The organism is Shewanella frigidimarina NCIMB 400, assembly GCF_000014705.1.
GTDB classification, from domain to species: Bacteria; Pseudomonadota; Gammaproteobacteria; order Enterobacterales; family Shewanellaceae; genus Shewanella; species Shewanella frigidimarina.
On record NC_008345.1, the window covers coordinates 335400 to 356995 of the forward strand.

The following is a 21596-nucleotide window of genomic DNA, read 5'->3' on the forward strand; positions in this document are numbered from 1 at the left end:
AATGATACATACATGCCGATTTATATTACTGCTAACGGCGATGTTGTTACTGACACATTCAACGTCATCTTACGCTGCGAAAGTAACCTTGGATTCATTTTGTGGTCAACTAGCGGGTGAGTGGCAGGGCAGTGCCGCCAATCCGAATGTTGCGCCGAAGCAGGTAAGCACTTCGGTGATGTGCTCGGCAGATAAACGTAATTTATACATTAGTGTTAGCCGTGGTAGCCGCTTTTCGAACAGTGAAACTTGGTGGTTTAGGCAACAACAAGATCATATTTTATTGGTGTATGCCAATGGGATTACCGATGATATATCGCAACAGTTAACGCTTTATGAGCAAGCGGGCAGTTACTCATTTTTAGGCAAAGGGGAAATTAATCAACGTCCGGCTTTAGTACAATTGCAGTTCGATCCCATGATGAGTGATACCAAACCGTCAACAGCAGGATGGCAATGGCAGCAAAGCGCGCACTATTTGGATGACGACAGTGAGCAGTATCAAGTCATTAGAGCCATTAGTCTGCTTAAACCATCGGCAAATAATACTCTGCCGACAGAATAACGTGAGTGTATCTCAACACTCACAGGGCTTATCGATAAAACAAATAAGCGGCAAACAATGCCCAACTTAAGATAAGTAATCCCAGTAACGACCATGTTAAAGAGTTAAATTGACTCTCTGTTTCAATGTAAGACGCATCAGAATCGTCATCATTTGAGCTTGTCGCGCTTTTAGCTTTTTGCTGCTGTTTACGGGCTTTATCTCGTTCTCGAGCCTTAGCCTTCTCACGTTTTTTGTATTCAGCAATCCCCTTTTCAACGCCTGCAGCAATCAGCTTGGTTTGTTCTTTAACTTGCCCAGGTTTTTGGGTTGCTTTGGCAATGGCTAAAGCATTTTGTTGGGTTTCAGGTGATAACGTTTTTTTCATTACTCAGCGCCTGCAAAACCCAGCTGACGCCATGCTTCATAACTAATAATGGCAACTGAATTGGATAAGTTTAAGCTACGGCTATTGGCGGTCATAGGGATACGTAAGCGCTGTGCCAGTGGCGTCGCATCAATAATATCCATTGGTAATCCGCGGGTTTCGGGGCCAAATAACAATACATCATTTTCTTGGAAAGCAATTTGGGTATGAGGACGGCTACCTTTAGTGGTGCAGGCAATAATACGCTTTCCTGCCATGGCCTCTAAAAAAGCGGTATAGTTTTTATGGCGAGTCACACTGGTCAGATCCGAATAATCGAGTCCCGCGCGACGTAATTTCTTTTCTTCGAGATCAAAACCTAACGGCTCAATCAAATGTAACTGCGAGCCATTGTTGGCACATAGACGAATGATGTTTCCGGTATTTGGAGCGATTTCGGGTTCATAAAGGGCAATATGAAACATAGCAACCTTAGGTACGAAGCATAAAAAGAGTGGCAAATTATACCCTAAGCAAGGTTTGACTGCGAGGCGTTATAAACGCTGACGTTATCAAAGTGAGCGATACAGCCCTGATGATAATTGCTGGCTGGGCGCTGACACATAGGCAATAACAGCCTCATAAATTACTGGCTATTTTATTGATGCCTTCGCGCTATAGTTCGCATATCGAGAAATAAAAATTCCATGCTTAGTCCTCTACCAACATAAGAGCTTAGATAATATTGGCGCCACTTTCAGGATCTCGTGATTGTGCCGCTTGTTGACGTATATCATCGGTATCGCTGCTGATGTCATCGCTAGTCTCATTATGGGTATCTTCTAATGACTCTTGGGCTTTGTTGCTGTTGTGCTCAGTGCTCTGTATCGTATTCAGAGGTGTTTCATCTTGCGGATGTCCGTTGGTGACTAATTGTATCCCTTGAGGGAAAATACGTTCGCGGGCATCGTCCGGCAAGCTTATCTGATTTGCTTCATAAGCGCGCACCAGCAAGCGCATTAAAATTGAAGCCACTTTTGGAACACTGTGAGTTTCAGCATTGACCCAAAAATACACTTGCAGATTAATCGTCGATGGACCAAGGTTTTTTATTAATACCTGTGGCTCGGGATCTGCGAGTACGCCGTGATGATCGCTCATAATCTCCATAGCAATATCCTGAGCCTTACGGATACTTGCATCATAACCAATGCCAATGACAAAATGGCCACGCATTCTCGGGTTGGCAGTAAGATTTTTAATCACGTTTTTATAGATAGTGGCATTGGGGATTTGGATATGATTTCCGTCGTAGTCGACTAACGTGGTAGCCCTTGCTGTGACTTGCTTTACCACCCCCAAATTCCCTTCAACGGATATTACATCCCCTAATTTGAACGGACGCTGCACACTGAGTAGTAAGCTGGAAATAAAGTTTTCGGCGATATCTTTAAAGGCAAAACCTAAAATCAGACCGATTACACCAGTGCTGCTAATAATCGCGACCGCAAACTGCGTTAGGCCAGCGAGGCGCAAAAATATATACAGTCCCAATAAGATGATCAATACACTGATGCTGCGCTGCATCACTAATCGAATCAACTCGCTTTTTGTTACCCAAGCTAAGGGACTAATCAATAAGCGTGCTAAAGGATGAGAAAGCCAAAATAGCAGCAAGAATATCGACAGCCCTAAAGCCAAACGCGGTAAATAGAGTAAGGCTTTGTCCCAAAATTGCTCAGCATCCTGTTGCAGGGGAGCTAAAGATAAGGGCGCAATAGGTTGCAAGTGAATATTATCCACAACCTGAGTCACATCAGGTAAAGCGGCTATGGTTTGCAGTATGCGCTCTTTACTCGCTTGCTCAGTGACGGAGCCGTTTAGGTGGACGACAGAGCCTTGTATTTCAATGTCTATGACGCTGCTTGGGTCGTTAATCTGTATGAGTTGTTTCACAGTATCAGGCGAGGGCGCAGCCTGGGCATCAGTAGGCACAAAGCTGGTAAGGCAAACAACAGCAATAACTAAACTCCATAGTAGAATCCATCGATTTAACCTTGAGGATGATCGCTGGTTGCTGCGAGGAAAGCTGTTTAACAAAAATCGACAAATCATAAGATTATCCGCAAGGTACTAGCCTGTCATTACTCAATATTAGCAAACAATCTACACAGGCACCAAAGGTTGTGAGCGTTATCCGCTAATGTTTTTAGAGTATGCAAAAAGGGCTTTTTTTCACTTCTAAATACATATTTATAAGTCAGTATATGAGGTTATGTAGTTGCTTAAAAGCGATGTTCATTGAGGGGAATAATAGCAACACTTGAAATAGTGGTCAGATAATTGCTTTGTTCTTTATGACAATAAATGCAAGTCAGCTAATATACGTTGAGGCAACTGTTAACCTCAGCACATTCAAAATGGAGAATATCATGGATTTATTACGTATTTTAATCGCAATCTTACTGCCACCACTTGGGGTTTTTCTACAAGTAGGCCTAAGTAAGACCTTATTATTAAATATAATTTTAACCTTGCTAGGCTACATTCCAGGGATAGTGCACGCGGTATGGGTGATTGCTAAGCGCTAGTATCTGCAAAGATGATTATGCCTAATGGTGAAGCGGCTCAGGCCGCTTGCATCAATCGGAAAATGTTGCCAAGTTAGGGGTAATTTTTACCTAGCAATGACATGCTATTGATTACAGGGTTAATTCAGCTGTGTCGTCTATGAAGGCGAGCTAGCTATTATTGATACGTGCTTATTCCCTGCGTGTGCAGGGAATATTAGTTAATGCCATTATTAAGGCCGATTAGAATATAAGTGGTTGAAGTTTATTTTTTATATCGACTAGCTAACCGGTAAACTGATACTGAGCTTAAGGCCTTCGCGCTTTCCTGTTGGGCCGATAAGGTTTTCTGCCACAATACTGCCTTGATGTAACGTAATAGCAGCTTGAGTTATAGCCAACCCTAAACCCCACCCACCACTTTGCCTGTCTCTGGCTGTATCGGGGCGATAGAAAGGCTTAAAAATAGCTTCGAGCTCTTTTGGATCTATACCTGGACCGTCGTCTTCCACTGTAATTAATATGTGTTTGCCAACTTGGGCTGCACTAATGGTTATCTGGCTATTGGCATAGCAAATTGCATTACGCAGCAGATTTTCTATGGCGCGCGAGAGTGTCTTTGGGTGAAGAGGCAATTGCAGTGCCTCTGGTATATCAATTTGTAATAGTTTGCCTTGCTGCTCGGCTTCAAATTCGGCGTCATCTAACACTTGGCTTAAAGATTCTGCTAATTCGAGTACGACTTTATTTTCATGGCTGGCTAAGCTTACCCGAGATAGAGTGAGTAACTCGCTTATTAGCGCTTCAAGTTGTAAGGCTTCATAGCCGATACGTTCTAGCTCTTCACTTTGCTGCCCTTTTTTACGGCCTAAAGCTAAGGCTAATTGCAGCCTAGTGAGTGGTGTGCGCAGTTCATGAGAAATATCACCCATTAATCGTTGCTGGTTGTTAATCATGGCTTGCACTGCATCGGCCATTCCATTAAAAGCCTGTGCCAATTGGCCCATTTCATCACGACGATTTGCGGTAGCGGCATCGACTCTGCTAGATAAATCACCTCTAGCGAGGGCATTGGCACTGTGCTTTAGCGAACGTAATGGTTTACCCAAATACCATGCGAGCAAACCGCATAATAAGCCAGACAGTAAAATGGCTAAGCCTGCAGTAAGTAATTTATTGTCGGCAAAGAAAAAGAACCACGGCCGTGGATGATTATCGGGGAAGCGGCCAAATAATTGATACGGCTTGCCATTGACCACAAAAGAATAGGGGCCGAAAATAAGTTCATCTCTAAATTGATGGCTGATCGGATGGTCTGCTTCTTCTGCCATGAGTTGAAAGCGTCTAAATCCTCGCGATACTCGTTTGGTATTTAATACTTGGCCTTCGCCATCGGTTAAATATAAGCGCAATGGACCAGCATTATGGTTTCTATCGCCTTGTTTATTGCGGCTACGGTGCAGACGTTGAAGATTTTTACCTTCGAGTAATTGAGGTTGCTCTTGTATTCGTTTTGCAACGCTTTTAAGTACTCGCTCAAGACTGGGAGGTAATGGTGAACGATCATGGTTTTGTTGCAGTAATGGCAATAAAGACACCAGTGCAATAATCAATGAACTGCATAGCCAAAAGCCTAACAATAATTTAAAAAATAGCCCGTTAAATGGATTGTTTTTTAGCATTACGGTATCCAAATATAACCTTTGCCGCGCAGGGTTTTGACGCGTGGACGGCCATCTTGACGCTCTGGTAATTTTTTGCGTAAGTTAGACAAATGCATATCTAAGCTACGATCAAATGGCATTAACTTTTTGCCTAATACGTTTTCGCTTAATGATTCTTTGGTAACCAGTTCGCCTGATTTTTCGATCAAATGAAATAGCAGTGAAAACTCGGTGCCAGTGAGAATGATTAGTTGCTCATTGCAATAGGTTTCTTGGCGGGTAGGGTCGAGACGTAAATCACCAAACTGCATCATTTCATTGGCTTGGCTATCTTGCTGAGTTGTTTGTGCTCGACGTAATATGGCCCTAATTCGTGCCACTAACTCACGGTCATTAAAGGGTTTTGGCAAATAGTCATCGGCACCTATTTCAAGGCCGACAACCCGATCAATTTCATCACCGCGAGCGGTTAGCATTAATATCGGTGTTTGCTTGCGTTGGCGTAAAGCACGCAAGACTTCAAAACCATTGAGTTTAGGCAGCATCACGTCAAGAAGGATTAAATCGAAGTCTTGCTGTTGCGCCATCATCAGCCCTTGCTCACCATCATAAGCTTGGGTTAATACGAAGCCTTCCAACTCAAGTAATTGGCTGAGTAGATCGGATAAACCAATATCATCGTCGATCAGTAAAATGCGATTCATAACTTTCCTCTGGCACAAAGAAAATCTGTATGTTGAAGCTAACATACAGATTTTTCGATCAATTAAGCTTATCTTATGCCAAGATTAAATCATATCAACATTGCACAGTTTTACATTTACCCTGCTTTATTTTGTACTATGTAGCGTTTAATTCTGGCAATAATAAAGGTCAGTACAATAGACCCAAATATCAGGCCTACTGAAAAGACTGCATTTTGCAGTGAGTTAGGGTTAAACACTAACATGCTGCCTAACCCTAACATCATAATACCTGACATCAGTTTAAGCACTTCGCCTTCTTTTTCGGTGAGCTTGCGTTTACCTAAGGTCATTGAGAATACAATCACAATAGCAGCAAGTGGAATAACGTAAACCACATTATAAGCGATGAGGTATAAGTATCGCTGCATGGTATCGAGATCTGATAATGACAACACAGAGGTGTAAATCATTGGGAAACCTGCGGTGCAAAGCAGTTCATAGGTATTTGCTAAAATAGCCAGAATCGTTGAGCCTAAAATCATTGTTGGTAACGAGCTGGCTTTAGATAATTTGCCCATACGTTTAATAAGCGAGCCACGATTTTCAACTGACATTGATAGACTGACATCGCCACGGCCGTAAAAGTAATCTTTTATATTCACTATGGCCGCAATCAATGCCAATACCCCCGCACAAGTGATAATGATACCGCCATCACCGCCACCAAGTAGTTGGAATAAGTTAAGCCAGGCGCTCATAAATATAAAGTAGATAAAGCCTGAGAAGAATACAAAAATACCGCCTACCAATAACATACGTTTGCGGCTGCCTGCATTAACCATAATGCTCAGTAAAAACAGCAACACGAAAAATGCGCAGGGATTAAAGGCATCGACACCAGCGAGTACTAAGGTGAGCACTGGTAATGACATTTCTTCAGGGTGCACAGCACCAATGAGTGGAATGTCGACAGGTTGAACAGTCGGTATAGGAGTAATGTCACTGGCTTGGTCAAACGACATACCACACGAACTTTCGGCTTGTGGGTCTTCACTAGTGTCACCACAGGTTTCAAATAATGGTGCGCTTACTACTGGCGATGCGCCTAAGTAATCATCGAGCTTATTACCAATATCTGCTTTACCACCTTGGCGTTGGTAACAGTTAACTAAGCGTTCTAGGATAAAACGGCCTGTGACATCATGGCTGTTATAGCCAACAACGGCCTCACCACAAATGGCAAAGTAGGGTACTGATTTAGGTTCAACACCAGTGTGTTGGCCCATTTCCATCAGTTTATCGACATTACCGGGTTCGCTAATGGCGTAGTCGTGTAGTTCTATCCAGTCAAAACGTTCGCCTAGAGCATCAATAAAAGGATGGGCTTCACGACAATGAGGGCAGGTTTTAGACCAAAAGAAATGCAGTTTAACTACTGGCTGCTGGTTTTGCTGAGTATACCAAAGTGAGTTGTCAGTTGAGGCTGCGGTACTGGCTATTGAGCTGGGTGCCAATATCAGTACACAAAGAAGTAACAGTAATTGGCCAATCAATCGGTTCATAATGTATTCCATTAAAGCGCTAATAGTTAGATTTTATGCCCTAATATGATTACTGTAAGGATCAAGACTGAATTACGTTAACTGGCTCGCATTACTGCGATATTTATCATTCAAGATGCCAACTTGATCATGAATTACTGGCACTAAAGTGCTATGAAAACGTTCTTTACATAGGTTTACTCAGTCTTAACCCTCATTGACATTGCATTCGGTAAACTGAGTATCAAATCTGCAAAGGCAGAAAATAAATCCCATTCATACCGAGGTACTTAACAATGAAAACATCATCAATCATCAAAACGAGTTTAGTTGCCTTAGTGGCAAGCTCGGCTTTATTAGCTGGTCAGTTATATGCAGTTGATGCAGCTGATAATACTGTAAAAACTGAAAATGTTACCGCTAAAGGTGACCGACATCATGGTCACAAAGGTGGCATGCATAAAATGCTTCGTAAGCTGGATTTAACTGATGCCCAAAAAGTTCAAGTAAAAGCCATCTTTGATAAGTATCAAGCTAACCGCCCTGAGCGTCCAACTAAAGAGCAGCGCGCTGAGCACCGTACAGAAATGTTAGCGTTAATCACTACCGCTGGTTTTGATGAAGCAAAAGCAACTGAAATGGCTGAAGCACAGCAACAAAAGCATTTACAAAAGATGCTGACGCATTTGAAAATCCAAAACGAGATTTATCAATTATTAACGCCTGAACAGCAACAAACGTTTCAAGATAAATTTAAGCTAGGCAAAGGCCACAAACCGCGCCGTTAATGATTACTGACACATCGTCGAATTAAATCGATAAAAGCCGTTACCTTTGGGTAGTGGCTTTTTTATTTATGCAAGTTTGCTAATGGTCACACTTTGCTTAAGGCGAGTGGTTACTTTAGTAAACTTTATCCTAATCGAGCAATGAACTTGCTATAGTAATAGCAGATAAATCATCAGTTAAATGAGCCGACAATTCTTATATGAGTACCTCTTCTGAATATGACTTTTGGGTCAAATTAGCTAGCCGCGCGTCAGTGGCCACAGCGCTGTGCCTTATTGTGATTAAGTTGATCGCTTGGATGTATTCGGGCTCGGCCAGTATGTTGGGTTCATTAACGGATTCATTTGCAGATGCACTTGCTTCGATTGTTAACTTTATCGCTATTCGGTATGCCATCGTTCCCGCTGATAAAGATCATCGTTATGGCCATGGTAAAGCTGAGCCGTTAGCAACGTTAGCTCAAGCGGCCTTTATTTTAGGTTCGGCGTCGTTGTTATTATTGTATGGCGGCGAAAAGTTAATTCATCCAGTGGCAGTCACCAATGCTATGAGTGGCATCGTGGTGTCTATTATTGCGATAGTACTGACATTTGCACTCGTTTTGCTGCAACGACATGCGTTGAAAAAAACCAATAGCTCTTTGGTTGAGGCCGATTCACTACATTATAAGTCTGACTTGTTATTGAATGCTGCGGTGTTGTTTGCGCTAATATTGGCGCAATATGGCTGGTGGTGGGCCGATGGTCTGTTTGCGGTGTTTATTGCATTGTTTATTGGTAATCAAGCGCTCGGTTTAGGTTATCGTTCAATTCAGAGTTTACTTGACCGCGAGTTAGACAATGAGACTCGCGACAAAATTAAAGCGTTAGCCAAGCAAGACCCTCGCGTTAAGGGGATTCATGATTTACGCACTCGTCAAGCGGGCAAAACCACGTTCATTCAATTGCACATGGAATTGGCTGGTGACTTATCTCTGCTTGAAGCTCATGCAATAGCAGATAAAGCGGGTATGACGATTAAAGCGGCGTTTGATGATGCAGAAGTGATAATTCACCAAGATCCGGTTTAATCAATGATGTGTAGAAACTAAGACTTTTAATTGAATAATGGCAGCTCATTAACCCCTTATCATTAGGTTAATGCACTGCCATTATTGATCTAACACTAATGTCATATGCCATTAGCAGAAAGTCTCCGCTTGTGACAGATTTTGCTTTAGCTGTACCATGAAGCGTGTTGCCATAGCGCCATCGATAACACGATGATCATAGGACAGCGATAATGGCAACATAGGGCGAATAACAATTTGGCCATTTTGCGCCACAACCTTGGTTATTTCTCTTGATACTCCTAAAATGGCAACCTCGGGCATGTTAATAATGGGCGTAAAACTCGTACCTCCCATTGGGCCTAAACTGGTTACCGTGAATGAGCCTCCTTCAGTGTCGGCAAAGGTCAGTTTACCTGCGCGAGTTCGCTCAGCTAATTGTTGTGATGCTATGGCTAGCTCCTCTAGTGTGAGTGCGTCTACGTTTTTAATTACCGGAACGAGAAGACCATTTGAGGTGTCTACCGCAATTCCAAGGTTGTAATAGTGCTTAAGCATCAGTGTTTCGCCGTCGTCACTGAGCGAAGCATTAAATGCAGGGAAAAGCTTCAATGCTTCAATCGTGGCTTTTAAAATGAACGGCAATAATGTGAAATGTATCTGTGCCTCTTCAGTCACACCCAAAACGTCAGCCGAATGTTCGATATTAAGCTTATGGCGTAATGCTTCGATGGCACCGATATCTACCTCATCATGATGGGTCACGTGGGGTATATGCGTCCAGCTCTCAAGCACATTATTAGCGATTATTCGCCTTATCTTAGTTAATGGTTCAGTGGTGACATCGCCAAACAAATGGTACTTAGCACCTTTATCTTGTAGAGTTTCCATGATAAATAATCCTATTATTTGGTGAAAATGCTATCACCACTCGCGCCATCCAACCCTGGATGAATATCAAACCTTACAACACCTACAGTGGCTTTACCCTCGACAGCGTTGGCAATACGAGCCGTACCAATGTGGCCAAAGCCACCACAGAGTTCGATAGATTTAATGCCTAAATCAGCCAGCTCAGTGGCAACCGATACTGCATCGTCGTAATTGCGTGTTGCGATCACTGTGAGTTCGACACTCGGGGTCGAGACAACACTTTTTTCATGGCTAGCATCGGGTGATAAAAACATAAAAGCTGCTTTTAATTTCATGGTGTTGTCCTATTAAGTTGGTGTGAATTTGGCAATGAAACTGTCTATTTGTGCATCATCAATCTCGGGAGATGCCATCACACCAATAAGTGAGCCAATTGGAAGCTCATCACCGACAGAGGCAACACTACGCCGCCATGTTCCGGCTATCGGTGATTCGTATGCTGAGGTGACCTTTTCGGTTTCAATATCGGCAATCTCATCACCCACTGCGACCGTTTTGCCAACCTCAACATGCCAAGCTGAGACGCTGCCTTTTTCCATCGTGAGACCAAATTTTGGCATTGTGATGGCATTAATATTGTTGGCCATTAGTGTTTCCTCATTACTGCTTGCACTGCAATTTCAATATCTGCAACGCTAGGGATGTAAGCTTGTTCAAGATTCGGTGCAAACGGCACCGGAGAGTGTGGTGGCATAACACGTTTAATCGGGGCTTTTAGCGCTGAGAATGCGTATTCAGCCACAATTGAACTGATATCTGCTGCCATCCCACAACGAGGGCTGGCTTCATCAACTACTACTAGCCGGCCAGTCTGTTCAACCGACGCTAATATTGCCTTCTCATCAAGCGGTGACGTGGTGCGCGGATCGATAATGGTACATTCGATACCCGCTTGGGCTAATGCATCAGCTGCTTTGCTAGCAAAACCAACCATACGACCAATGGCTACGATAGTGACATCACGACCTTCACGCACAGTACGGGCTTGACCAAATGGAATGACGTAGGGTTCATCAGGCACTTCGCCCTTATCGTTGAACATGGCTTTATGTTCAAAAAATATCACTGGGTCATCATCACGAATGGCTTGTAACATCAGCCCTTTGGCTTCATAGGGTGAAGATGGAATAACCACTTTTAAGCCGGGAATATGGGTGAAAATAGGATACAGACATTGACTATGTTGGCTTGCGGCTCCTGTGCCAGCCCCATATAAGGTTCTTACAACCACTGGTGTTGTGGCTTTTCCGCCGAACATATAGCGAAATTTAGCCATTTGGTTGATGATTTGATCTCCACAAACGCCAAAAAAATCAACAAACATAAGCTGAGCAACAGGCCTTAATCCCGTTGCAGCAGCACCAGCAGCGGCACCAATAAATGCGCTTTCGCTGATGGGAGTATCAAATACACGGTCACGACCAAACTCCGTCATTAAGCCATGAGTTGCGCCTAGTACACCGCCCCAAGCATCTTGTTGTCCAGCTGCACCTAAGCCACCGGCAATATCTTCGCCTAATAGTATGACTGACGGATCTTCTAGCATGGCGTCACGCATGCCTTCGTTGAGTGCTTCTCTAAAAGATTTTATAGACATAACTTCCCCCAAATCATAATGAGTAATTGGCGTAAACGTCAGTGGTGAGTTGGTCGATATTAGGTATTTCAGCGGCTTTAGCTTCATCGACGGCAGCATCAATGAGTGTTTTGACCTCATCATCGATGGCATCTAGCTCAACTACGGTTAGCATTTCGCCACCCGTGACCCTAGCGCGGAAAAATTTTAGCGCATCGAGGTAAGTACGTTCGTCACGGACTTCACCAGGAGGACGATAGGTGGTGGCGTCACCTTCAAAGTGTCCGTAATAACGAGTAAATTCAATGGCAATAAAGCGTGGACCAAGGCCTGCTCGCATCGCATCAACGGCTTCTTTGGCTGCGCGGTAAACGGCAAAGTAATCATGTCCGTCGACCTTTTTTCCTTTTATCCCAAATCCCGCGGCTCTAGCAACAGGATCATGGCCTCCCATGGACCAAGCACTGGCGGTGGATTCGGCATAACCGTTATCTTCCAATACAAATAGCACTGGTAATTGATTAACCGAAGCAAAGTTCATCGATTCAAGTATGGTGCCTTGATTAAACGCGCCGTCGCCAAAAAAGGCGACTGCAACCCCATCGGTGCCACGTACCTTAGAAGACAAGGCTGCGCCACAGGCTAATGGGCCACCACCACCGACAATACCATTAGCACCAAGCATGCCTTTGTCTAAATCAGCAATGTGCATGGAGCCGCCTTTGCCTGCGCATAACCCCTCTGCGCGGCCGTAGATTTCTTTCATCATCCCCATCACATCACAACCTTTTGCAATGCAATGGCCATGGCCGCGGTGGGTACTGGCAATGTGGTCTTCATTATTTAATTGCTGACACACGGCTACAGCTGATGTTTCTTCACCGGCATATAGGTGAACAAATCCAGGTATTTGTCCTGTGGTGAATTCTTTGTGCAGACGTTCTTCAAATTCTCGTATGGTGCGCATTTGTCGGTACGCTTCCAGTAATTGTTCGCGATCAATATGCATTTGTCTTTCCTCCAAAATAAAAACCACAGAAGGCTAAGAAGTCCATTTAGTGCTGTTCAAAACAAGTGAAACAGTCATTCAGGTAGGCAGTGAAAGTGCTACATATCTACCGTGAAGCCTCACTTAATCGCAGTACGGGTCATTTCTTTAGCGGCTTTCTGGTTCGGAATGTTGAGAGGAAGAACGTCGTCTTTAAATGCCGTATTAAGTCTGTTAGGGATGACATTTTTTCAAAGGATGAAAGGGCGAGTGTATTTACCATAATGAAGTGAATAATATGGCATACACCATGTTGTTTCCCTTGCCTGTGATGACGTTGTAGCCTCAACGCGTAGCATGACGTGTTCCAAGTTGACGTTGATGTCATCTTTTTCCATGCTTGGTCACTCAATGTGGATACTGAAATGGTGTGGGTCATGTTGCTAGAGGACATATTGCTTTTTTTGTCATCTAACGCGCAAAGTTGACGCGTAAAGCGACCGAAGACGATAGCTTCGTAATAGAGCGGATCCCCGACGGTTTTAGGGGAAATAACTGTTTGCGGCAAGTCCATGATTTCTACCTTCCTAATTAAAGGAGAGTCTCAGCACACAAGTATCAGTATATTCCTGTACTGCGAATAAAATTTGATCTGCATCAACTTTGGTTAATATTTGAACAGGTATGTTATTGGCATCATTTTGGGGATTACGTTGAGCATCACTCTGAAATAGCTCTGAACATAATTAAGAACATAACTGGGGACAGAATATGGCTGGGATATTAACACCACTCACTATTGGAAGGTAATGTGTAGAGAAAATACTGTTTGAGGGTATTGTTTGAGTCGTGTGTTTGGCTTTGTTCATAGTAATTGAGTGGCGAAGTTAATGGGCCATGATTACGAGAATTATGATGATTATTGAGTGGATGTCGGATATGGATTTGTGTGATGACACTTAATTTATTAGTTGATAATTCAGTATAGTCTGATGAAAAATGGCTGTTTGAGATACAAGGTTTATTCTGTGTTGGATTAAGATTTTGTTAAGTGAGTAAAACATAACAAACCTTAATCCAACACAAGCATTACTGCCAATATGATGACTAAAGTTGATGGCTAATGTTAATGGTTAATCCATCGACAGTTCTTTCAATTTACGCGTTAGGGTGTTGCGGCCCCAACCTAGGCGTTTAGCGGCTTCTTGTTTATGACCTTGAGTATGTCTTAGTGCTGTTTCAAGTAAAATACGTTCAAATTCAGGTTGCACTTCAGTGAGCAAATCACTTTCACCTGCAGCCAACTTTTCATCAATCCAATCAGTGAGTGCGGTTTGCCAGTCACTTGCTCCAACCTGTTTCTGCTGGGTTGCAATTGGATCTTTAAGCAATTCTGGTGGTAAATCTTGCGGTAAAATTTCTTGTCCGGACGCCATCACTGTTAACCAACGACAAGTATTCTCAAGTTGGCGAACATTGCCCGGCCAAGGTAAATTAGCCAACTTTACGGCTGTTTCTTTGGTGAGTATTTTGGGTTCAACGCCAATCTCTTTCGCAGCCGTGTTTAAAAAGTGATTGGCGAGTTGGGCAATGTCTTCACGGCGTTGCGATAACGGCGGTAAGTGCACTCGGATCACATTGAGGCGATGAAATAAATCTTCGCGGAAGGTGCCTTTTTGTACCTGTACCTCAAGATTTTGATGCGTCGCAGCAATAATTCGCACATCAACTTGCACAGCTTGATGACCGCCGACACGATAGAACTGACCGTCGGCAAGTACTCGTAATAATCGCGTTTGCACATCGATTGGCATATCACCAATTTCATCTAAAAATAGCGTGCCACCATTGGCTTGTTCAAAACGGCCTTGGCGTACGTTGGCTGCACCAGTAAAAGCGCCTTTTTCATGGCCAAAGAGTTCAGATTCAATCAAATCTTTGGGGATAGCAGCCATATTTAATGCAATAAAGGGCTTGTCCTTACGAGGGCTGTGTTTGTGTAATGCGCCAGCGACTAATTCTTTACCGGTACCAGATTGACCATTGATAAGCACACTAATTGATGAGCGAGATAATCGACCAATGGCACGAAACACTTCTTGCATTGCCGGGGCTTCACCAATAATTTCAGGGGTTTTTATGGTGGTATCAATCACAGGTTGTGGCGCTTGCTCTGTTGCATGTGTGAGTGCGCGTTCAACTAAATTAATCGCTTCATCAATATCAAATGGTTTTGGTAGGTATTCAAATGCACCTGCTTGATATGCGCTCACCGCACTGTCTAAGTCTGAGTGGGCGGTCATGATGATCACTGGAATATGCGGATAATGCAGTTGTAAGCGATCTAGTAAGGTTAAGCCGTCAGTACCTGGCATGCGGATGTCTGACACGATGACTTGAGGTTGTGATGCTTCTAAAGCTTGCCACAAGGATTCTGCAGCAGCAAAGCTAGCCGTTGACAGTGATGCGCCTTTAAGGGCTTTTTCGAGAACCCAACGGATTGAACTATCATCATCGAGGATCCAAACTTGTTCACTAATGTTCATGTTACTACCTCATTCTGCCTACAAAGGGCATGCTAGTTATTGTAATGGCAGGTTAATAATAAATTCGGTATGCCCTGGTGCCGAAACACAATCAATGCGACCGCCGTGTAATCGGGCAATGTTATGTGCAATAGATAATCCTAACCCTGAACCTTCGTCACGACCGGTGACCATAGGGTAGAAAAGGGTATCCATTAACTCAGCAGGAATACCGGGGCCGTTATCAATAATGGATAAGGCGAGTACCACTTTATAGCGCTGTGTTCCAATGGTGACTTGATGTTGAGTGCGAGTGCGAATGACAATATCGCCACCACAATGTTCTAAAGCTTGTATCGCATTTTGCACAATATTCAATACGGCCTGCTGCATTTGATCTGGATCCATCTGAATATCAGGAATTGATGGATCGTAATCTCGTTTTAAGCAGATATTGTCTGGCAGTGCCATTTCAACGAGCTTAAGCACTTTTTGAATCACTTGATGGATATTGTGTTCAGTATGTTGCGTTGGACGTTGTGGGCCAAGCAAGCGGTCGACTAAATTTCGTAATCTATCAGCCTGTTCGATAATCAGGCTGGTAAATTCTTTTAACTCAGGTGAGTCGAGCTCTCGAGATAACAATTGCGCAGCGCCTCGAAGCCCGCCCAGTGGGTTTTTAATTTCATGAGCTAAGTTACGCACCAAAAACTGTGCTGCTTGCTGTTGGGCGTCCATATTAAGCTGCTGATGAATACGGCGTTGTTGGTCTACTTGGCGTAATTCTAATATGCTGAGGTTATTGTCATTTTCAATAGGCACCAAGGTAATATCAATGGTGTGATGTTGGCCGTCTAGGGTAATTAATGCCGCGGTATTCACTGTAAGCCCTTGGCCAGCATTAATCGCATCGCGGAGCAATTGTGGCTCAACTCCCATCAGTTGATAGAGCTCAGGAAGCGTTTGTTCAAGCAGCTTATAGTTACCTACTCCCAATAATTGTGCGGCCGCGGCATTAGCATAGCTCGGCTTGAGCTCGTTATTAATAACGAGCACTGCGGTGACTAAGTGATTGAGAAGGTTATTTGTGTCCATTAGCCGTCCTAGTATTGGGTTGCACCATTATGATGCACCAATTTGGTGCGTATCACAACCCGGAACACACAAGCTTTTTATAAGATAAAAGATCACCTACAAATTTATAAGTGAATGAATAGAATAGTTTTTATCTTAATTATTTAGACTTTTTTGCTGGTCCAAATACAGATGCTTGGTGAAGGAATATCTTTCTAGGAGAGCTTGATGCAAGGACTTTGCCGCTTTGTGTTACAGCGTTAACAACCAGTGAGTGTTCACCTCTATTAATGCCTGTTAATTGGAATATATTCGATACTTGAGCAGGGGCTGTGATAACTCCATCGACTAATAATGTCATTAGCACGCCACGAGGTAGTTGAGGGGTGATGCTTACTGACACGGTAAATGCGCCGTTATTGTCACGCACAGTAGCTTCTTCTTGGGGAGAGGTTATCGAAATCGAGTAATTAATTGATGCTTCTGTTGTTGGAGTAATATTGATTTTTGTTGGGGTGTTAATCGTCATGTTATTTTGGGTGTTTTCATTTAATTCAACAGCTTCGGCATTGTTTTTTTGTTCATCCGAGTAATGAACTTTGCCCTTTTCATCTACCCAACGGTATACGGTAGCAAGACTTTGGGCGCTCAATAATAGCAAACTAATAAGTAAGATAAGGCGCATGATGCACTCCATAAAACGACAGTTTTAATAGAGTAGACGTTTTTATAAAAAAAATCAGCTTAAACTGATTTAGTTAAGCTGAATTGAAGCGGCACAGTTAAGTCGCTATTGTTTATTAAGGTGCAAGAAAACTATATGTATTGGCAGCAGTATTCTGAAATTTGATCTGTTCGAATACTAAAGCTCACATTTGGTGCAAGTTCAAACTGGCTTGCTTCTGCATATGCAACCCACTCTGTTTTACCTGGTAATAACACGTCAAATTTACCGGAAATAACCTGCATTATTTCACCTTGAGCCGTAGAGAACTCATATTCACCAGGCAATACCACGCCAAAAGTTTGTTTACTACCATCAGCTAATACTACGCTTCTGCTTATCACTTTACCGTTAAAATACACATTGGCTTTTTTAGCGACGCTTACCTGTTGTAACATACTCATATATTCTCCCTAAAAATGATCTTGGCATGAATCTATCTGCGTTTACGTAAAATATCTAGTTAAATGTTTTCATGTTGTATCATTAGAGTCGCTTCGCTGCTAAGGCGTGACTTCGCCACTGCTAGAGTCGCTTCGCTGCTAAGGCGTGACTTCGTCACTACTAGCGTTGCTTCGCTGTTAAGCTATTGACTTTATAGCCTCTAGCCGCGGAGCGTACTAGCAGCGCAGCGTCCTAGGCCTTTCGCTTATAGCCTGATAGACGAGGCAACAAAAAGCCCAGATGCATGCATCTGGGCTTTTTAGGTCTCAATGAGTGGCAAAGGTAATTTGCCACTCATTGATGGTAATTAACCGCGGTTATTACGCTTACGTTCGTTTTCAGTTAAGAATCTCTTACGAACACGGATGTTCTTAGGAGTTACTTCAACTAATTCATCATCATCGATGAATTCAAGAGCTTGCTCAAGCGTTAAGTTAATTGGTGTAGTCAATACTTGTGCTTCATCAGTACCAGATGCACGCATGTTAGTTAGCTGTTTACCTTTCAAACAGTTTACTGTCAAATCGTTAGAGCGAGCATGAATACCCACTACTTGACCTTCATACACTTCAGCAGCGTGACCAATAAACATACGACCACGGTCTTGCAAAGCAAATAGAGCGAATGTTAGTGCTTTACCTGTTGCGTTTGAAATCAATACGCCGTTAGCGCGTTGACCAATATCGCCACCTTTGTGTGGACCGTAGTGATCAAATGAATGATAAATTAGACCAGTACCAGATGTAGCAGTTAAGAATTCGGTTTGGAAACCAATTAAGCCACGGCTTGGGATAACGAAGTCGATACGTACACGACCTTTACCATCAAGCTGCATGTCTTTCATTTCGCCTTTACGAACACCTAATTTTTCAATTACGGTACCTTGATGTTCTTCTTCAACGTCAACTGTTACAGTTTCGTATGGTTCATGTAGCTCACCATCGATTGTTTTTAGAATAACTTCTGGACGAGATACGGCTAATTCATAACCTTCACGACGCATGTTTTCAATTAAAATCGATAAGTGTAATTCACCACGACCTGATACGCGGAAACGGTCTGGACTTTCTGTTTCTTCAACGCGAAGTGCTACGTTGTGAACTAATTCAGTCTGTAAACGTTCAAGAATGTTACGTGAAGTAACGTACTTACCTTCTTTACCCGCGAACGGAGAAGTGTTTACTTGGAATGTCATCGTTAGCGTTGGTTCATCAACAGTTAACGGTGGCATTGCTTCTACTGCATTCACTGCACAGATAGTGTCAGAGATTTTAAGCTCGCCTAAACCTGTAATAGCAACGATATCACCAGCATTTGCAATTGGCACTTCTGTACGGTCAAGACCCATGTAACCTAATACTTGGCCCATTTTTCCGTTACGAGTCTTACCGTCAGCGCCAATAATAGTCACTTGTTGGTTAGTTTTAACGCTACCACGGGTAATACGGCCAATACCGATAACACCCACGTATGAGTTATAATCGATTTGAGAGATTTGCATTTGGAATGGCGCTTCAGCATCAGCGTCTGGGAAAGCAACTTTCTCAACGATAGTTTGGAATAGCGGCGTCATATCATCGCTCGCTACATCTGGATCTAACGTTGCAAAACCATTTAATGCCGAAGCGTAAACGATTGGGAAATCTAGTTGTTCGTCAGTGGCACCTAAGTTAACGAATAAATCGAATACTTGGTCAATAACCCAATCTGGACGAGCACTTGGACGGTCAATTTTGTTGATAACAACAATTGGCTTAAGGCCTTGAGCGAATGCTTTCTTGGTTACAAAGCGAGTTTGTGGCATTGGGCCATCAACTGCATCAACCAATAGTAATACTGAGTCAACCATAGATAGAACGCGTTCAACTTCACCACCGAAATCGGCGTGGCCAGGAGTATCTACGATATTAATACGGTAGTCGTTCCACTGGATGGCAGTGTTCTTTGCCAGAATGGTGATCCCACGTTCTTTTTCAAGATCGTTAGAATCCATAACCCGCTCAGTAGCTTCTCCACGAGATGCAAGGGTTCCTGACTGCGCCAACATTTTGTCAACCAGGGTTGTTTTGCCATGGTCAACGTGGGCAATAATGGCGATGTTACGTAAATTCTCTAGCACGGATAAACCTCTAAACCAGCAAATAAAAAAAAAGGATCTAACAGTAGTTATAGATTATAGCCACTGTAAAAAAGCGTGCCATTCTACTTCACAGCAGCTTTTGTAGATAGGATTATTTTTGAACACTTGTAAATCTATTACTTGCTATGCGTTAAAAAACAGCATAAAACGTATATATATTAAGCATAACCATGATGTAAGACAAAAATGTGACATTGGCTAAAACAGTAACATTAACATGGCGCACCATTATGGACTTTTGCACCATGATGAAACATAGTGATGCACGAGGTTGGTGCAAGGTTATGATTTAGAAGATTTGGAAACTTTCTCATCTTCATAAAATCAATTAGTTAGCGATCTGGCATGAATATCGCTTTACTGCTGATAATTATGTAAAGATTCGTTTTCCAGGTGCATCATCTGGCGAATGGCAAGATTATTTAAGGGACAACCCTTTACCCTACCGGAGGCTTGAGAATGTCAGTTGAATCAGTTTTAAAACAACTTGTAGAGTTAGAAGTTAAGTTTGTAGACTTACGCTTTACCGACACTAAAGGTAAAGAGCAGCATGTTTCTATTCCTTCTCATCAAGTAGATGAAGATTTCTTTGAAGACGGCAAAATGTTTGACGGTTCTTCAATTGTGGGTTGGAAAGGCATTAATGAATCTGACATGGTGCTAATGCCAGATCCAACCACTTTCGTGTTAGACCCTTTCACTGAAGAAACAACAGCACTTATTCGTTGTGACATTTTAGAGCCTGGTACTATGACAGGTTATGACCGTGACCCACGTTCTATTGCTAAGAAAGCTGAAGCTTACCTAATTTCTACTGGTATTGCTGACACAGTATTGATTGGTCCAGAGCCAGAGTTCTTCTTATTTGACGATGTCCGTTTTGGTACTGACATGTCAGGTTGTTTCGTGAAGATTGACGCAAAAGAAGCATCATGGAACTCAGCTAAGAGCTATGAAGAAGGTAACACTGGTCACCGTCCAATGGTGAAAGGTGGTTATTTCCCAGTTGCACCAGTTGATTCTTCACAAGATTTACGTTCGGCAATGTGTTTAGTACTTGAAGAAATGGGTCAAGTAGTTGAAGCGCATCACCACGAAGTAGCAACAGCGGGTCAAAACGAAATCGCAACACGTTTCAATACGTTGACTAAGAAAGCTGATGAAATTCAAATTCTAAAATACGTTGTTCATAACATGGCACATGCTTATGGTAAAACAGCGACATTTATGCCAAAACCAATCGTTGGTGACAACGGTAGCGGCATGCACGTGCATCAGTCTTTAGCTAAAGACGGCGTTAACTTATTCGCAGGTGACAAGTATGCAGGTTTAAGTGACCTAGCGCTTTACTACATTGGCGGCATTATTAAGCATGCCCGTGCATTGAATGCGTTCACTAACCCAAGCACAAACTCTTACAAGCGTTTAGTGCCACATTTTGAAGCGCCAGTAATGCTTGCATATTCTGCACGTAACCGCAGTGCTTCAATTCGTATTCCAGTGGTACCAAGCCCTAAAGGCCGTCGTATCGAAGCGCGTTTCCCTGATCCACATGCAAATCCATATTTAGGTTTTGCTGCATTACTAATGGCTGGTCTTGATGGTATTCAAAACAAGATCCACCCAGGTGAAGCAATGGATAAAGATCTATATGACTTACCAGCTGAAGAGGCTGCTGAAATTCCACAGGTTGCGACGTCATTAGAAAACGCACTTGAAAATTTACAGGCTGACCATGAGTTCTTAACTAAAGGCGGCGTATTCAGCGAAGACTTTATTCAGTCTTATATCCAACTTAAAACGGCAGAAGCAGAACGTGTTGCACGTACTACTCACCCACTTGAGTTTGAAATGTATTACAGCTTGTAATTCTTGAGCGCAATTGCTTAAACAAGCAAGCCAATAGAAAAACCCGATAAGTGATTATCGGGTTTTTTGTTTGTGGATCAATGAACACAAAGATATGTAAATTTGACTAAGCTG

Annotated in this window: 21 protein-coding genes; 5 read left to right on the plus strand and 16 right to left on the minus strand. The window is 42.9% G+C overall.

The window, feature by feature from the left end:
- Nucleotide 1 precedes the first annotated feature (1 nt).
- Nucleotides 2-565 (plus strand): hypothetical protein, encoded by a 564-nt coding sequence (locus SFRI_RS01595; RefSeq protein WP_011635795.1) that lies wholly within the window; start codon nt 2-4, stop codon nt 563-565.
- A gap of 28 nt (nt 566-593) precedes the next feature.
- Here the strand turns inward: SFRI_RS01595 and SFRI_RS01600 are convergent, their stop codons facing one another.
- The 3 genes from SFRI_RS01600 to SFRI_RS01610 form a co-directional block, all read right to left on the minus strand.
- Complete coding sequence (locus tag SFRI_RS01600) at nt 594-932, minus strand: DUF2956 domain-containing protein (RefSeq protein WP_011635796.1); 339 nt, start codon at nt 930-932, stop codon at nt 594-596.
- Nucleotides 932-1396 (minus strand): tRNA (uridine(34)/cytosine(34)/5-carboxymethylaminomethyluridine(34)-2'-O)-methyltransferase TrmL, encoded by a 465-nt coding sequence (trmL, locus tag SFRI_RS01605; RefSeq protein WP_011635797.1) that lies wholly within the window; start codon nt 1394-1396, stop codon nt 932-934. The genes SFRI_RS01600 and trmL overlap by 1 nt, the downstream gene beginning before the upstream one ends.
- Before the next feature lie 250 nt (nt 1397-1646).
- Complete coding sequence (locus tag SFRI_RS01610; protein WP_011635798.1) at nt 1647-3026, minus strand: mechanosensitive ion channel family protein; 1380 nt, start codon at nt 3024-3026, stop codon at nt 1647-1649.
- Nucleotides 3027-3343: 317 nt separating this feature from the next.
- Between SFRI_RS01610 and SFRI_RS21155 the strand changes: the two genes are divergently transcribed.
- A complete protein-coding gene (locus SFRI_RS21155) occupies nt 3344-3502 on the plus strand; it encodes a YqaE/Pmp3 family membrane protein (protein ID WP_011635799.1) in 159 nt (52 codons plus the stop codon).
- Nucleotides 3503-3762: 260 nt separating this feature from the next.
- Here the strand turns inward: SFRI_RS21155 and SFRI_RS01620 are convergent, their stop codons facing one another.
- The 3 genes from SFRI_RS01620 to SFRI_RS01630 all read right to left on the minus strand — a co-directional run bounded on the left by SFRI_RS01620 (nt 3763) and on the right by SFRI_RS01630 (nt 7393).
- Nucleotides 3763-5163, minus strand: coding sequence for an ATP-binding protein (locus tag SFRI_RS01620; RefSeq protein WP_011635800.1), 1401 nt, complete (start codon nt 5161-5163; stop codon nt 3763-3765).
- Nucleotides 5163-5849, minus strand: coding sequence for a response regulator (locus tag SFRI_RS01625; protein WP_011635801.1), 687 nt, complete (start codon nt 5847-5849; stop codon nt 5163-5165). Before SFRI_RS01625 ends, SFRI_RS01620 begins: the two co-directional genes overlap by 1 nt.
- Before the next feature lie 116 nt (nt 5850-5965).
- The gene (locus SFRI_RS01630; protein WP_041412732.1) at nt 5966-7393 is read right to left on the minus strand and encodes a thioredoxin family protein; all 1428 of its coding nucleotides are present in this window, start codon (nt 7391-7393) and stop codon (nt 5966-5968) included.
- Between the two features lie 275 nt (nt 7394-7668).
- On the opposite strand from SFRI_RS01630, the gene SFRI_RS01635 reads away from it, so the two are divergent.
- Complete coding sequence (locus SFRI_RS01635) at nt 7669-8160, plus strand: Spy/CpxP family protein refolding chaperone (protein WP_011635803.1); 492 nt, start codon at nt 7669-7671, stop codon at nt 8158-8160.
- Between the two features lie 200 nt (nt 8161-8360).
- Complete coding sequence (gene fieF, locus SFRI_RS01640) at nt 8361-9230, plus strand: cation efflux pump FieF (protein ID WP_011635804.1); 870 nt, start codon at nt 8361-8363, stop codon at nt 9228-9230.
- Between the two features lie 111 nt (nt 9231-9341).
- Here fieF and SFRI_RS01645 read toward each other — a convergent pair whose 3' ends face one another.
- From SFRI_RS01645 to typA, 10 genes are all read right to left on the minus strand, one after another.
- Nucleotides 9342-10100, minus strand: coding sequence for a 2-oxo acid dehydrogenase subunit E2 (locus tag SFRI_RS01645; RefSeq protein ID WP_011635805.1), 759 nt, complete (start codon nt 10098-10100; stop codon nt 9342-9344).
- A 14-nt stretch (nt 10101-10114) separates the two neighbouring features.
- The gene (locus tag SFRI_RS01650) at nt 10115-10417 is read right to left on the minus strand and encodes a DUF6506 family protein (RefSeq protein ID WP_011635806.1); all 303 of its coding nucleotides are present in this window, start codon (nt 10415-10417) and stop codon (nt 10115-10117) included.
- A gap of 12 nt (nt 10418-10429) precedes the next feature.
- On the minus strand, nt 10430-10729 hold the full coding sequence (locus tag SFRI_RS01655; protein ID WP_011635807.1) for a biotin/lipoyl-containing protein: 300 nt from the start codon (nt 10727-10729) through the stop codon (nt 10430-10432).
- Entirely contained in the window at nt 10729-11739 is a 1011-nt protein-coding gene (locus SFRI_RS01660; protein WP_011635808.1) for an alpha-ketoacid dehydrogenase subunit beta, read from the minus strand. The genes SFRI_RS01655 and SFRI_RS01660 overlap by 1 nt, the downstream gene beginning before the upstream one ends.
- A gap of 13 nt (nt 11740-11752) precedes the next feature.
- Nucleotides 11753-12727: a thiamine pyrophosphate-dependent dehydrogenase E1 component subunit alpha gene (locus SFRI_RS01665; RefSeq protein ID WP_011635809.1), complete on the minus strand. Its 975-nt coding sequence runs from the start codon at nt 12725-12727 to the stop codon at nt 11753-11755.
- 1112 nt (nt 12728-13839) lie between these two features.
- Nucleotides 13840-15252, minus strand: a complete 1413-nt coding sequence (glnG, locus tag SFRI_RS01670; RefSeq protein WP_011635810.1) for a nitrogen regulation protein NR(I) — start codon at nt 15250-15252, stop codon at nt 13840-13842.
- 36 nt (nt 15253-15288) lie between these two features.
- A complete protein-coding gene (gene glnL / locus SFRI_RS01675) occupies nt 15289-16326 on the minus strand; it encodes a nitrogen regulation protein NR(II) (protein ID WP_011635811.1) in 1038 nt (345 codons plus the stop codon).
- A gap of 139 nt (nt 16327-16465) precedes the next feature.
- Nucleotides 16466-16990: a DUF4124 domain-containing protein gene (locus tag SFRI_RS01680; protein WP_011635812.1), complete on the minus strand. Its 525-nt coding sequence runs from the start codon at nt 16988-16990 to the stop codon at nt 16466-16468.
- A gap of 131 nt (nt 16991-17121) precedes the next feature.
- Entirely contained in the window at nt 17122-17433 is a 312-nt protein-coding gene (ppnP, locus tag SFRI_RS01685) for a pyrimidine/purine nucleoside phosphorylase (RefSeq protein WP_011635813.1), read from the minus strand.
- A gap of 347 nt (nt 17434-17780) precedes the next feature.
- Nucleotides 17781-19592: a translational GTPase TypA gene (gene typA / locus SFRI_RS01690; RefSeq protein ID WP_011635814.1), complete on the minus strand. Its 1812-nt coding sequence runs from the start codon at nt 19590-19592 to the stop codon at nt 17781-17783.
- 480 nt (nt 19593-20072) lie between these two features.
- Here typA and glnA point away from each other — a divergent pair, with 480 nt between their 5' ends.
- Nucleotides 20073-21482, plus strand: coding sequence for a glutamate--ammonia ligase (gene glnA / locus SFRI_RS01695; RefSeq protein ID WP_011635815.1), 1410 nt, complete (start codon nt 20073-20075; stop codon nt 21480-21482).
- Nucleotides 21483-21596 lie beyond the last annotated feature (114 nt).

Bases quoted from the DNA above. Each gene is read 5' to 3' on its own strand.
- SFRI_RS01595 (WP_011635795.1), top strand. From the start codon at position 2: ATGATACATACATGCCGATTTATATTACTGCTAACGGCGATGTTGTTA.
- SFRI_RS01600 (WP_011635796.1), bottom strand. From the start codon at position 932: ATGAAAAAAACGTTATCACCTGAAACCCAACAAAATGCTTTAGCCATT.
- trmL (WP_011635797.1), bottom strand. From the start codon at position 1,396: ATGTTTCATATTGCCCTTTATGAACCCGAAATCGCTCCAAATACCGGA.
- SFRI_RS01610 (WP_011635798.1), bottom strand. From the start codon at position 3,026: ATGATTTGTCGATTTTTGTTAAACAGCTTTCCTCGCAGCAACCAGCGA.
- SFRI_RS21155 (WP_011635799.1), top strand. From the start codon at position 3,344: ATGGATTTATTACGTATTTTAATCGCAATCTTACTGCCACCACTTGGG.
- SFRI_RS01620 (WP_011635800.1), bottom strand. From the start codon at position 5,163: ATGCTAAAAAACAATCCATTTAACGGGCTATTTTTTAAATTATTGTTA.
- SFRI_RS01625 (WP_011635801.1), bottom strand. From the start codon at position 5,849: ATGAATCGCATTTTACTGATCGACGATGATATTGGTTTATCCGATCTA.
- SFRI_RS01630 (WP_041412732.1), bottom strand. From the start codon at position 7,393: ATGAACCGATTGATTGGCCAATTACTGTTACTTCTTTGTGTACTGATA.
- SFRI_RS01635 (WP_011635803.1), top strand. From the start codon at position 7,669: ATGAAAACATCATCAATCATCAAAACGAGTTTAGTTGCCTTAGTGGCA.
- fieF (WP_011635804.1), top strand. From the start codon at position 8,361: ATGAGTACCTCTTCTGAATATGACTTTTGGGTCAAATTAGCTAGCCGC.
- SFRI_RS01645 (WP_011635805.1), bottom strand. From the start codon at position 10,100: ATGGAAACTCTACAAGATAAAGGTGCTAAGTACCATTTGTTTGGCGAT.
- SFRI_RS01650 (WP_011635806.1), bottom strand. From the start codon at position 10,417: ATGAAATTAAAAGCAGCTTTTATGTTTTTATCACCCGATGCTAGCCAT.
- SFRI_RS01655 (WP_011635807.1), bottom strand. From the start codon at position 10,729: ATGGCCAACAATATTAATGCCATCACAATGCCAAAATTTGGTCTCACG.
- SFRI_RS01660 (WP_011635808.1), bottom strand. From the start codon at position 11,739: ATGTCTATAAAATCTTTTAGAGAAGCACTCAACGAAGGCATGCGTGAC.
- SFRI_RS01665 (WP_011635809.1), bottom strand. From the start codon at position 12,727: ATGCATATTGATCGCGAACAATTACTGGAAGCGTACCGACAAATGCGC.
- glnG (WP_011635810.1), bottom strand. From the start codon at position 15,252: ATGAACATTAGTGAACAAGTTTGGATCCTCGATGATGATAGTTCAATC.
- glnL (WP_011635811.1), bottom strand. From the start codon at position 16,326: ATGGACACAAATAACCTTCTCAATCACTTAGTCACCGCAGTGCTCGTT.
- SFRI_RS01680 (WP_011635812.1), bottom strand. From the start codon at position 16,990: ATGCGCCTTATCTTACTTATTAGTTTGCTATTATTGAGCGCCCAAAGT.
- ppnP (WP_011635813.1), bottom strand. From the start codon at position 17,433: ATGAGTATGTTACAACAGGTAAGCGTCGCTAAAAAAGCCAATGTGTAT.
- glnA (WP_011635815.1), top strand. From the start codon at position 20,073: ATGTCAGTTGAATCAGTTTTAAAACAACTTGTAGAGTTAGAAGTTAAG.